General features: G+C 59.2%; 16 protein-coding genes. 1 reads left to right on the forward strand and 15 read right to left on the reverse strand.

What is annotated here, in order from left to right; genetic code table 11:
- Positions 1–13: 13 nt before the first annotated feature.
- The 12 genes from ACTG34_RS04370 to ACTG34_RS04425 form a co-directional block, all read right to left on the reverse strand.
- Positions 14–676, reverse strand: a complete 663-nt coding sequence (locus ACTG34_RS04370; protein WP_439103787.1) for a phage tail tape measure protein — start codon at positions 674–676, stop codon at positions 14–16.
- Positions 669–920 (reverse strand): rcc01693 family protein, encoded by a 252-nt coding sequence (locus ACTG34_RS04375; protein ID WP_342842694.1) that lies wholly within the window; start codon positions 918–920, stop codon positions 669–671. Before ACTG34_RS04375 ends, ACTG34_RS04370 begins: the two co-directional genes overlap by 8 nt.
- A gap of 10 nt (positions 921–930) precedes the next feature.
- Positions 931–1,245, reverse strand: coding sequence for a gene transfer agent family protein (locus ACTG34_RS04380; protein ID WP_439103788.1), 315 nt, complete (start codon positions 1,243–1,245; stop codon positions 931–933).
- 3 nt (positions 1,246–1,248) lie between these two features.
- Positions 1,249–1,662: a phage major tail protein, TP901-1 family gene (locus tag ACTG34_RS04385; protein ID WP_342842696.1), complete on the reverse strand. Its 414-nt coding sequence runs from the start codon at positions 1,660–1,662 to the stop codon at positions 1,249–1,251.
- A gap of 27 nt (positions 1,663–1,689) precedes the next feature.
- Positions 1,690–2,100 (reverse strand): DUF3168 domain-containing protein, encoded by a 411-nt coding sequence (locus tag ACTG34_RS04390; RefSeq protein ID WP_439103789.1) that lies wholly within the window; start codon positions 2,098–2,100, stop codon positions 1,690–1,692.
- Positions 2,097–2,408, reverse strand: a complete 312-nt coding sequence (locus ACTG34_RS04395; RefSeq protein WP_439103790.1) for a head-tail adaptor protein — start codon at positions 2,406–2,408, stop codon at positions 2,097–2,099. The genes ACTG34_RS04390 and ACTG34_RS04395 overlap by 4 nt, the downstream gene beginning before the upstream one ends.
- Positions 2,408–2,995, reverse strand: coding sequence for a head-tail connector protein (locus ACTG34_RS04400; RefSeq protein ID WP_439103791.1), 588 nt, complete (start codon positions 2,993–2,995; stop codon positions 2,408–2,410). The genes ACTG34_RS04395 and ACTG34_RS04400 overlap by 1 nt, the downstream gene beginning before the upstream one ends.
- 183 nt (positions 2,996–3,178) lie before the next feature.
- Complete coding sequence (locus tag ACTG34_RS04405; protein ID WP_439103792.1) at positions 3,179–4,384, reverse strand: phage major capsid protein; 1,206 nt, start codon at positions 4,382–4,384, stop codon at positions 3,179–3,181.
- On the reverse strand, positions 4,381–5,001 hold the full coding sequence (locus ACTG34_RS04410; protein WP_439103793.1) for an HK97 family phage prohead protease: 621 nt from the start codon (positions 4,999–5,001) through the stop codon (positions 4,381–4,383). Before ACTG34_RS04410 ends, ACTG34_RS04405 begins: the two co-directional genes overlap by 4 nt.
- Before the next feature lie 13 nt (positions 5,002–5,014).
- Positions 5,015–6,205 carry a phage portal protein gene (locus ACTG34_RS04415; RefSeq protein ID WP_439103794.1) on the reverse strand — a complete coding sequence of 397 codons (1,191 nt, stop codon included), beginning with the start codon at positions 6,203–6,205 and terminating at the stop codon, positions 5,015–5,017.
- Between the two features lie 188 nt (positions 6,206–6,393).
- Positions 6,394–7,707: a DNA-packaging protein gene (locus ACTG34_RS04420; RefSeq protein WP_439103795.1), complete on the reverse strand. Its 1,314-nt coding sequence runs from the start codon at positions 7,705–7,707 to the stop codon at positions 6,394–6,396.
- The gene (locus tag ACTG34_RS04425) at positions 7,673–8,014 is read right to left on the reverse strand and encodes a hypothetical protein (RefSeq protein ID WP_439103796.1); all 342 of its coding nucleotides are present in this window, start codon (positions 8,012–8,014) and stop codon (positions 7,673–7,675) included. Before ACTG34_RS04425 ends, ACTG34_RS04420 begins: the two co-directional genes overlap by 35 nt.
- A 322-nt stretch (positions 8,015–8,336) precedes the next feature.
- On the opposite strand from ACTG34_RS04425, the gene ACTG34_RS04430 reads away from it, so the two are divergent.
- A complete protein-coding gene (locus ACTG34_RS04430; protein ID WP_439103797.1) occupies positions 8,337–9,110 on the forward strand; it encodes an ion transporter in 774 nt (257 codons plus the stop codon).
- Between the two features lie 43 nt (positions 9,111–9,153).
- On the opposite strand, the gene mltG is transcribed toward ACTG34_RS04430, so the two are convergent.
- The 3 genes from mltG to ACTG34_RS04445 all read right to left on the reverse strand — a co-directional run.
- Positions 9,154–10,320, reverse strand: coding sequence for an endolytic transglycosylase MltG (mltG, locus tag ACTG34_RS04435; RefSeq protein WP_439103798.1), 1,167 nt, complete (start codon positions 10,318–10,320; stop codon positions 9,154–9,156).
- Positions 10,320–11,582, reverse strand: coding sequence for a beta-ketoacyl-ACP synthase II (gene fabF, locus ACTG34_RS04440; protein ID WP_439103799.1), 1,263 nt, complete (start codon positions 11,580–11,582; stop codon positions 10,320–10,322). Before fabF ends, mltG begins: the two co-directional genes overlap by 1 nt.
- 440 nt (positions 11,583–12,022) lie before the next feature.
- Positions 12,023–12,288, reverse strand: a 266-nt coding sequence (locus ACTG34_RS04445) for a transposase (RefSeq protein WP_439103800.1), incomplete at its 5' end; no start/stop codon positions are given.

Here is a 12,288-nt window from a genome sequence, read left to right on the forward strand (position 1 = left end):
AATCTACTGTCGCTCAACGGTTACGCTGGCCACGCCCCACGGCACGGCTCAACTGTGCGGCGATCTGGCTTTGTGAGCGCTGGAACCCCTGCACGTCAGGAGTGGTGATGTTCATGGTGACGTGAACGGAGCGGCCACCGCCCGAGGCCTGCACCCCAAGCTTGCCATTGGCCCCACGCGCAAGCGGCATGATGGCCTCTGGTCCCGCCTCGCCCATCACGCCCGCCCCGCCACGCATGGGAAAATACGTCGCCTGAGACACGATCCCGCCCGAGGCAAAGGGCTGCACGCGACCTTGGGCAAAGGATGCACCGTTTGCGAAGGGCATCAGACCTTGGATCACCGCCTCTAGCCCACTTCCAAGCACCGACCCCGCATGCGTAGCCACAGGGCGCACAGCAGCGTTATAGGCCGCATCAAGCATAGACCGACCCACACCTTTAAGCGCATCCGATAAGGTATCACCATCGAACACAAGCCCGTCGATCGCGCGTTTGAGCCCATGCGAAATGCCACGCTCAAGCGCGCCGATCTCGCGCTGCGTTTGCGCCACGGTGGCTTGCAATTGCACCATTTCACGGTTGAACGCAGCGGCTATTCCTTCGGCCCCGCCGATCACACTCTCCATGTCCGCCACCCGATCCTCGAACCGGTCCAGCGTATTGAAATCATCCATTGTTTTGCCCTTCCGTCTTCGGAGAATATTGCGGCGTATCGGGATATGCCCGCGCCAGTTCGTCCAATCGCACGCGCCCCATCGCGGTCGCACCACGATCTGTACCCAGCATCATCAACAGCTCGGCGGGCGTGAGCGCCCAGAACTCGGCAGGGCGTAGCCCCAAGCCCCGTATCCCGGCCCGCATGAGCGCAGGCCAATCCACACCGTCCTGATCCGAACGTTGATCCGACATTTTGCTCATCGTGCGCCCCTCAGATCGGCACGGTAAACGCGCGCGCCAAAAGCGCCGCACCAACCCGCGCCGCCTCAAGCGGCCCACCCGTGATGTCGGCGGTCAGAATGTCGTCATAGCCGCCCTGCCAACCGCCGCCGCGCAATCCCGCAACAATAACCCGCACCACATCCGCCGACGAAAACTGGCCCGCCTCGTAGCGCTCGACGAGTGCCACAAGCGTGTCGGTCTGCAACCCCGCTTCCAACTCGGCCAACGCGCCAAGTGTCAGCTTAAGCACACGCCGCTCGTCGTTTAGGGTAAGCGCCACTTCGCCTTGAAACGGGTTTGCCATGGCTTAATCCGCCACAAAGGTCATCTGACCCGCTGACGCCATCGACAGCTCATACGTGGCCTCGCCGTTGTGACTGCCGGCATATTCGATGGCGGTGATCTGAAACGGGCCTTCGACCACGCCGAAATCGGGAATGATGACTTGGAAATTAGGCACCAAGCCCTCAAAGAAAATCTGGCGCGCACGCTCATCGGTGTTGGCGTCTTTGAACACGCCCGAGCCCGAGATGGCGGCACTTTTGACGCCCGCGCCCCCCAACAACTCACGCCATCCACCGCCACTTTCAAGCGAGGTGACATCAACGCTTTCCGCGTTGAACGAGATCCGCTGGGCGCGTAGCCCCGCGATGGTTTCAAATAGACCTGCACCGTCCATATCCAACTTGATCAGAAGATCTTTTCCGTTTTGCGCAACCATAGGAATGCTCCGTTTTATCGTTTGAAATCAGTTATCTTCGACGCGTGCGCGAAATGTCATATCGATCCTGCGCACATCACTATTCGGGACGCGCCGCGCCTTTGCCGACACGAAAGACAGTCCAACAAGGTGGCCGCGTGTGAGGCTCAAATCGGCATCCACAAGCACATCCGACACGGCGGCCGCGACCTGCTTGGCCCGCAAAAATCCCGCCATATCCGACAGCACACTCACCACAACCGCATGGCGCGCGCCCTGTCCCGTCTGGTCAGAGGCATCCACAACCGTCTCTGGCCCAAGCGTGACATATAGCGGCGGCACCGTGCCTGACGGCGGTGCATCAAACACATTGGCTCCCACAAAGCCCACAACCGTCGCGTCATTGGCGATGGCTTGAAAGATCGCGGATTGTAACGCCGCTCCAACCCCATAGCTCATAGCGACACCTCTTCGCGGGCCTGACACGTCAGGTAGTGACCATGCGGATCGCTCTCGGTGACGGCAATAATCACATAGCTGCGCGTCCCCTCGACAAACCGTTGATCGGGCTTTGGACGATGGGCATGGCCCACAGGTGCGGCGCGCACCGTGATGCGCACCAATGCGGGGACGCCCTGCGAGGGCGCGTCAATCGCAGCCCACACCACCCCCAGCGCCCCCCAAGTGTCGTGATATCCGCCCGCCCCATCCGCAACACGCTGCACCTGTTGCAACGTCAAACGGCGATTTAGATAAACGCTCTGCATTAGCTACGCCCTCCAAAAATCCGGATGTTGCGATAGCGGTCCAACAACGGGGCCACGCCAAACGGCATGTCGCGCTCACGTGCGGCCCCTTCAAAGCGGTGCTCATAGTAATGCGCCGCAAGCAAAAACACCGCTTGGGCAAGATCGCCGGGAACGTCCGACCACGCCGGACCAAAGCCCGCCGTAAACTCAATCCGCGCAGCACCTCCCACGGGCACCTGCGGCAACATAAACCCAAGGCTCACAAGGCGCGGACGGTGCATGTCAGGCTCAAGCATGTATTTGCTCGGATCGATCATCACCTCGCCGCCGGCACGGTCCACAATTACAAACGCGGTAATCGCGCTCACGGGGGAGACGGGCAATGATTGCGCCGCCAAATCGCGCCACGCGCTCACCGTATAGCTATAATCACGTGCAATCAGCGCCTTGGATATGCGCGCCTCAATCGCGGCTATGGCCGCCCGCACATAGGTTTCAAGCATCCCATCTTGAACGCTATCCACTCCAAACCCCGTGCCAAGGCGCAGGTGGTCTTTGAACAGCTCTAACGGGAGTACACCCACGGGAACTTGTGTCTGCTCCATCAACATCATCGCAACTCTCCGAAACTCGGTCCCCCTCGGACCTACTGGTGTGAAGGATGCGCGGCCGCCCGTGTCGCTCGGACGGAGGGGGAGCAGCTAGACAACACATTGGGCGTTGCGCCGCGCATCCCGTTGCCCCCGCCCGTCGTCGTAAAGACAGGCAGAGACAGGGTCGTTTGAGGATTAGGAGACCGAGAACTTCAGCAACTTGATCGCTGCAAAGTCGGACACATCACCGCCCACACGCTTGGTTGCATAAAACAACACATGCGGCTTGGCAGAGAACGGATCACGCAAAATGCGCACATCGGGACGCTCGGCCACGGTATAGCCCGCCTTGAAATCACCAAAGGCAATCGCGGCGGCATCAGACGCAATGTCAGGCATGTCTTCGGCCACAAGAACCGGATAGCCCATCAAACGCGCAGGTTCCCCCGCCGCAAGACCGTCTGACCACAAGAACCGACCATCGGCGTCCTTGAGCTTGCGCACTTGGCCTGCGGTTTTGGAGTTCATCACAAACGCGCCGTTGGAACGATACTGCGCCCCAAGCGCATAAACCAATTCGACAATCGCATCCGCAGGGTTGAACGTGTCAAACCCGCCGTTGGTGCCTGTGGCCACATAGCCCAGCGCGCCCCAAACCCACGCATCATTATCAACCTGCGCGTGGGCCAGAATACCCGTAGGCTTGTCCACACCGTCCCCGTTGATAAACGCCGATGCTTCGGAGCCTGCAAACTTGTCGGCAATCCGCGCCGCAAGCCAGCTTTCGATATCAAACGCCGCATCATCCAAAAGACGCTGCGAGGCTTTCGGCAGGGCCGACAGCTCATAGAGCGGAATGGAAATACGGTCGATTGTCGGCGTCGATGTCTCGCCCACTGCACCCGTTTCAGAGACCCAGCCAGAGCCAATGTCCGAGGTGTCGATGAGCACGTCATAGGACGTGGATTCGACATTCACCACATTGGCGATGGAACGGATCGAAGCGGTGGATTTGAGCACCGTCTGGATCGTCGCAGACGTCTGTGGATCAACAAGAAATCCGCCATCGCCATTTACGGCCGTTGACATGGATTTCCCCTCTAGCGTGAGACCGCGTAGCGCTTCATCATCGCCGTTGCGCACATAAGTCTCCATTGCGGATTTATGCGAGAGATCCACCTCATAAGAGGCCGATAGGGCCGGACGGCCAGTGGTCTGTGTTTTTTGATCAAGCATGGTCAAGCGCTCTTCCTGTTGATTGAGTTTCGTGTCGATTGCGGACTGAAAGTCCTTGAGATCACGCATGAAACCGGCCAAAGCGGATTTCACGTGTGTGGCGGGGTCTGACGCGGCTGTGCTCGCGTCAATTGCGCCCCGCGCCTGTGGTTGGGGTGTGCTCATCCAAACAATCCTTTGTGTGTCGGTTCGCGGTGAAAGGACTGACCTGCGGGCGATGCATTGGCCTCGGTCAACTCCATGCGGGCGCTCGACAGAGCCTCCGCGATATCGCGCAACATCGCATCACCGTCCCCGAGCGTGTGGCCCTTGGTCTGCGCTGCGATGCGCGCTTGCGGAAGCATCGGAAAGGTCACAAGCGACACCTCCCAAAGCTCCAGCTCGGACAGGACGCGCGCGCCGCCATCCGTTTTTCGGGCACGCACCGTCCGGTAGCCAATCGACAATCCGTCAATCGCCCCCGCCTCAATGAGCGCTGCCGCCTCACGGCCCTTTTCGATATCGGTCAAAATACGCCCCTTGACGAACAGGCCGTGCGCATCCTCTCGCACCACGTCCCACACGCCGATGGGTTGGGCCGGATCGTGCTGCCATAGCATCTTGACGCGCGCCCCCTTGGCTTTGAGCGCCACAAGAGACGCGCTATAAGCGCCCTTGGCGACGATATCGCCACCGCTATCTTGCGTGCCAAAGAGCGAGGCATAGCCTTCGATTTCTACGCCCGTCTCGACGACCTGTGCGGCGCCCAAACGGCAAAACTTGTGCTCAAGTCCCAGTATCATTGCGTGATCCATCCTAAACCTCCTGCGCATCAAACGGCGCACCATCCGCAAGGGGCGGCAGACCAAGCATCCTGCGTTTTTCATCGGGGGTGAGGAACTTTGCCTCTGCCACCCGCGCCCACTGCGCATCGCGCTCGGCGGCCAAAGCAGGCACTTGGTCCAGATCGGGTTTGAGCGTCACTGCTTCGCCGGTCATCTCGGACAACCAATGCCCCACCGAACTTGTGACCTTGGATACAAGCGGCAGCACCGTCAGACGGTAAAAGGCACGATTGGCCTCTTGGTAATTGGCGTATGTCGCATCGCCATTGAGACCGAGCAACATGGGCGGCACACCGAACGCCACCGCAATGTCACGCGCCGCGGCATCTTTGGTCTTTTGAAATTCCATATCGGAGGGAGAAAAGCCCATCGGCTTCCAATCCAATCCGCCCTCAAGCAACATCGGGCGACCCGCATTGCGCGCCCCTTGGTGATGGCTTTCCATCTCGCTGAGCAAACGGTCATATTGATCCGAACTCATCGCGGCCTGACCGTCCGCGCCCTTGTAAACAATCGCGCCAGAGGGGCGTGCGGCATTGTCCAACAGTGACTTTGACCACCGTGACGCCGAATTATGCACGTCAATCGCCGTGGCGGCTGCCACGATCGGTGACAAGCCATAGTGATCATCAGACGGATGAAAGGACTTGATATGACAAATCGGAGTTGCCCCGTCCGTCACGGCAAAGCGGTGCGTGCGCCCGCCCACCGCATATTCATACGCCACGGGCCAACCATCTGCCCCGGGAACAAGGCTCATACGGTCTGAGCGCAACACATGCAGCTCGCGCACCGCCCCCTCGCCCACAGCCTCCAGATAGCCATTGCCCGACAACAAAAGCTGGGCATAGAGCGCCTCGAACAACTCCGCGCGCCCTTGCGCCGAATTTGGCCGCTCAATGACGGACAACAACGGATGTGTGTCGAACCGCTGCGTGGCGCTTTGCACCACCACTGGCAAGGCACTGGCCGCCTCCGCAATCAACTTGACCACGCGAAAGCCAACGGGATTGCCGGTAAAGCCAACCCGCGTCAAACTCACGGTATCACGCGGGCTCCACGCCACACGCCCCGCACCCGACATGGCCGCTACGACTGGACCTGTGGCGGAGGCTTTGACCTCATGAGGTCCGTCTACGCTGCGCTTGAGAAAATCAAACATGTGTCTCTCGTCTCCTGATCGTTTCGCGCTCTTGGCAAATGCCCGCGCCGTCGTTGAGACAAGTTCTAAACGAAAGGTAAAAAGACTCCGTAACCCCTGCGCACGCTGCCCCGCGCACCGCGCAACACCCCACAAATGCAAAACGGACCGCCGAGGCGATCCGTTCAAGTCACGTTGGGGTTTTGGCCCTATAGGCTGCGGATTTTAGGCCGCATTGCCACCGCTGCGGGGGCAATCATCACGTCATGGATCGCCCATACCAGCGCATCCAAACGGTCGGGCGAGCCGCTCGCTTGAAACCCCTGCGCAGTCATTTTCACCATCTGGTCTTCCAACGCGCCAAGATTGCGGGTGTGCGCCACCCGCCCTTGATCATAAAGCGCCGCCACAGGTTCGGCGCGTGCCGCCTTTCCACGCGTGGCACGCACCGCCTTGAACGGCACCATCGGATCAATCTGTCGCAACACGGTTTCCACCATGTCGCCGCCTTGGTTGACCTCCGCTACAATCTTGTCCGCGTCCCACCGCGCCCGCGCATCAAGAGCCGCCTGCGCCCAAACCGTTGGCGAGGCCGCCGATACGCTGGCATCCTCCAACACGAACGCCCGCCAATTGCGCGGCTCCCCGCGTGTCACCGCCCCCACGACCACAACGCCGCACTCATCAGAGCCTTTATGCCCAGTGACCGGCGGATCAACCGCCACCACAATGCGGTCCAGTTCGGGAATGTCATCGACCCGTCCCGCATCCAGTTTGGCAAGCGACCACAGCGCACCCTCTTCCTCATCAAGTAACACACCGTCCAATTCCTGACGCCCAAGCCGCGTTCCCGCATAGCGCACGCGCACCTCCTCCAAGAACGATTGCGCCAAATTCGCCGCATTGGTCTGTGTGCAGGCCTGCGTCATAACGGTCGACGGCGCGGCAATTATGTCCTTGAGCACCTGAACGTTGCGCGGCGTGGTGGTCACAACTTGGCGCGGATCATCGCCCAACCGCAATCCGAACTGAAGCATATCCCACGCCCCGCGCGGGTCTTTCCATTTGGCCAACTCATCAACCCAAGCCGCATCAAACTGCGGGCCGCGCAACGCCTCGCCGTCAGAGCCTGAAAACACCATCGCCTCCGCACCGTTTGGCCACACAAGAGCGCGCCGCGTTGCCACCCATTTGGGGCGGCGGTCCGGCGGTGAACACGCCAAAATGCCGCTATCGCCAAACACCATAACCTCGCGCGCCTGATCATAGGTCTCGCCTATTAGGGCGACCCGCTTGGCACGCCCCTTATCAAGTGGCTTGGCGCCCTCGACCTGTGTGCGCACCCATTCGGCCCCCGCGCGCGTCTTTCCCGCACCGCGCCCGCCCATGATCACCCATGTGCGCCAATCGCCCTTGGGCGGCACCTGATGATCCAACGCCCATGCCTCGAACATGAAAGGGAGCGCTGTGAGCGCCCCCTCCCCCAGTTCAGTCAGAAACGCATCTTGGGTGTCGCGTGGCATACAAGCGAGCCAAGCGATCAAGGATCTCAGATCGGGAGGCGTCAAAGTCGACTTCGCCACGTCCCAATCCTCCGTTTTTGCGTCTGTCCTCATCACGTTTTTGCCTTTCGGTTATGAAGGACTGCTGTGCGCGATGCAGATCAAGCAAAAATGGCTTGATCCCCTTCGTCGCTCCGCTGTCTCCCGCCTCTATGGCCTCCATCGCCTGTTGCAAGACAACAATGGCCCGTTTCAATTGATCGTCGACGGCCTCATTCATTTTCTCGGCCCAGTCGTACTCATCCCCCACTGATGACGTCTCTTTCATGAGTTCTGCCTCTTATGCTGTGTTATCCTCCGCACAAGAGCCGCGGGACGCCCGACGGGTGCCACTTGTTTGCACAAGAACCCCCGACCAAACCGTGCGCTTACACACCCCCTCAGATATCGTCAGCCCATCGACCCGCGCCTTCCAGCATCTGTTACAGTGGCATAGATGGGGCAAACACGCGCCTAATGCACCGCACGGCGACCTCAGGCCGTGAGCCGCCCGCGCCCACACGCGGCATGTCACCCCCTTGAACAGCGCGCATTTTTGGCCATAACCAACGCCATAGCCTCGTTTCAGGCACTAAGAGGGAGGCCGTTTTATGGCCCAACGCTTCGCTGCGACACTGCATGAACTTTATGAGAGTGAAACCGACCGTGCGCACCGCTTTCGCTACGCGCTCTTGGCGTTTGACCTGTTCACCATCGTTTTTGTGATCGCCACATCGTTTGTGGTGCACACTCCGCTGATCGAGCGGCTAGACATGGTGTTTGGTGTGCTGATCCTCATGGATTTCGCCGCGCGGGTCTATGTGACCCAAAATCGTGCGCGGTATTTTCGCAGTTTCGCCACATGGGCCGATATTGCCGCGATGATCTCGTTCATCGCGCCGCTTGCGGGCGAAGGTTTGGGATTTTTACGCATTTTGCGCACATTACGCCTCTTGCACACCTACCAGTTGATGAACCGCCTACGTCAGGACTTCACCTTCTTTCGTCGCCGCGAAGAGGTGATCGTCGCCGCAATCAACCTGTTGGTGTTCATCTTTGTCACCACGGGGCTGATCTACGCGATTGAGCACGGCCACAATCCCAATATCCGCAACTACGCCGATGCGCTCTATTTCACCATCACCACGCTCACAACAACGGGCTTTGGCGATATCACCCTTGAGGGCACAACGGGGCGCTTGTTGTCGATCGGGGTCATGTTCTTTGGCGTCACGCTGTTCTTGCGACTGGCCCAAGTGTTGTTTCGCCCGTCCAAAGTCCGCTTTGAATGCAAAGATTGCGGCTTACTCCTCCATGACGCTGATGCCACACATTGCAAACATTGCGGCGCGATTGTGCATATCGAAACCGAAGGACAATACTAGCCCGCACACGTGAAAAGAGCGCCACATCGGGCGCTCTCTTTGTCTATTGATCGGCTTCTATTTTGCGCCACTTGGCGACATTGGCGTTATGCTCGGCCAGCGTGACCGCAAAGGCATGCCCCCCCGTTCCATCCGCAACAAAGAAGATAAACGGTGTCGTATCCGGATCAACCGCCGCCTCCAAAGACGCCACACCAGGGTTGGCAATCGGCGCAGGTGGCAGGCCATTGATCACATAGGTGTTGTACGGGCTATCAGATTGCAGCTCCGATTGACGCAAACCGCGCCCCAGATAACCAACGCCATTGGTCACACCGTAGATCACCGTCGGATCGGTTTGCAAACGCATGCCCTGATTGAGGCGGTTCACGAACACAGACGCCACTTGGCGGCGCTCCTCGGCAATCCCAGTCTCTTTCTCAATGATAGAGGCAAGGGTCAGCATCTCCTCAGGCGTCGAGATGGGCAGATCATCAGACCGCTTTGCCCAGACGTCTGCAATCCGCGCCTCTTGCGCGCTCACCATACGGGCGATCAAATCATCCACGTCCGAGCCGTCCAGAACCTCATAGCTATCGGGCGCAAGCATCCCTTCGGCGGGCATCTCATCGGCCTCCACAGAACCTTGTAAAACGTCCACATCCTTGAGGCTTTCGACCACACGCCACACCGTTGTGCCCTCGGCGATCAACACGCGGTACCGCGTATCAGCCGCACTGCGCACCGCCGTAAAGGCCGCAGGGATCACATCCCCCTCGTCGCCCGCCTCACCCGGTTGGAATTCTGCCGTCTCGACATAGGCTTGCGTGGCAGGGTCCAGTTCGCGCACCTGCACCTGCGTGCGGTTCACACCGATGCGATAGACCACTTCGGTCCCGCAACTGGACGCGCCACCACGGGTGACAATATCCACGATTTCGCCCATCGACGCGCCCTCAGGGATCAAAAACGCACCCGCCTTGAGCTGTGATGTCTTTTCGGAATACTTGGCCCCCATCCGCAAGATGGACGCGCTGGTCACGGCCCCTTGGGAATAAAGATCATCCGACACCCGCGTGAAATTTGAACCCGACAGGACACGCAAACAGATCGCCTCGGAGAGCGGTCCATCTGCGGTATACTGGTTTTTGCCCCACCCGATGACGCCCGCCACCGCGATGAGAACAAAAACAAACAGCGTCAATGCGTTAGACGCGATAGATCGCCACATTAGTCTGTGACCTTCTTCATCACGAGGGACGCATTCGTGCCCCCGAATCCGAACGAATTCGACAGCGCCACGTTAATCTCGCGCTCGCGTTTCGCATTTGGCGCGAGATCGAGTTTCGGCTCAACTGCTGGGTTGTCGAGGTTGATCGTAGGTGGTGCCACCTGATCGCGGATCGCAAGCACACAGAAAATCGCCTCAACCGCACCCGCCGCGCCCAACAAGTGGCCGATGGAGGATTTGGTCGACGACATCGTAGCCTTTGACGCCGCATCGCCCATCAGACGCTCAACCGCGCCCAACTCAATGGTGTCGGCCATGGTCGACGTGCCATGCGCGTTGATATAATCGATATCATCGGGCATCAGGCCCGCACGTTTGATCGCAGCTTCCATGGCACGGTAGCCACCATCGCCATCGGACGCGGGCGCCGTGATGTGATAGGCATCGCCCGATAGGCCGTACCCCACGATTTCCGCATAAATCTTTGCGCCACGCGCTTTGGCGTGCTCGTATTCCTCAAGCACAACAATGCCCGCACCCTCACCCATAACGAACCCGTCACGGTCGTCATCATAGGGACGGCTCGCCGCTTTGGGATCGTCGGAGCGTTTGGTGGACAGCGCTTTACACGCATTAAAACCCGCGATGCCCAACTCGCAAATCGCGGCTTCCGCACCGCCTGCAACCATCACATCCGCATCGTCGAGCATGATCAAACGCGCCGCATCGCCAATGGCGTGCGCCCCCGTCGAACAGGCCGTCACAACAGAGTGGTTTGGACCCTTAAAACCATACTGGATCGATACCTGCCCCGAGATGAGGTTGATCAAAGAGCCGGGGATAAAGAACGGCGACACACGGCGCGGCCCCTTTTCCTTGAGCAAAATCGCCGTATCCGCAATCGACGACAACCCGCCAATGCCGGACCCGATCAGAACACCCGTGCGCAACCGGTCCTCTTCGTCCTCGGGCAACCAATTCGCATCAGTCAGCGCCTGATTGGCCGCCGCAATACCGTAGAGAATGAAATCATCGACCTTCTTTTGGTCTTTCTTGGGCATCCAGTCGTCGGGATTGAATGTCCCGTTGGTCCCGTCACCGCGCGGCACTTCGCACGCGTAGTCCGTGGCCAAATGGCTCGCGTCAAACCGCTGAATCGTGCCTGCGGCCGATTCTCCGGCGAGCAAACGCGTCCATGTTTCTTCCACACCACACGCAAGCGGTGATACCATTCCAAGTCCTGTGACAACGACGCGGCGCATGTGCTCTGCCCCCTCTAAAATTTTGTTTAGACGTTTATTACACGGGTGCGCACTCCGATGAAAGACCCCGCACGCCCCCTAAGGGCGGATTGGCGGATTTTGGTGAGTGGTGTTGGTTGAGCGCTTAAGCCTCTATGCCCGCGTTGCGGACTAAGTCACAGTCTGCTCGGTCAACGACAATGGCAGCTTCTCTAATTGGGTGTCTGGGTCAAGCTCGTTTTTCCTTCTTTTAAATGTTCAAGGATCGTTTCTCCGGGTCACGCTTCTCTTCGCAGTCTGGTTTGGCGTTCGAAGTGCGCCGCTGCATGCATGTGTCGGAATGGAAGTGGAGAGCCCTGCTTTCCGGCGCGCTTCAAGTTGCGCAGCAGACATTTTCGGCTTCGTCCACGAACCTCGTCCGGATTGGACGATCCCGTCAGGTTGGGTGGTAAGTTACTTGTTCATGCCGTGCCTCCAACCTGTTCCTGACGGAATTCACTGCCATCGACCCACATACGGTGAAGTAGGACGGCAAGCTTGCGGGCGACGGCGACAACGGCGCGTCGGCGACCTTTGGTGCGCATCAACCGCATGCCCCATGATTTAATCTGCGACCCTGCCATCGTTCGCATCAGTAATGCGTTGGCGGCTGCATATAGAGTTGCACGAACATCTCGGTCTCCTGCCTTCGATATTCGGCCAGGATTGTCGTGCTCCCCTGACTGAA

This window comes from Celeribacter marinus (assembly GCF_965656515.1).
Lineage (GTDB): Bacteria > Pseudomonadota > Alphaproteobacteria > Rhodobacterales > Rhodobacteraceae > Celeribacter > Celeribacter marinus_D.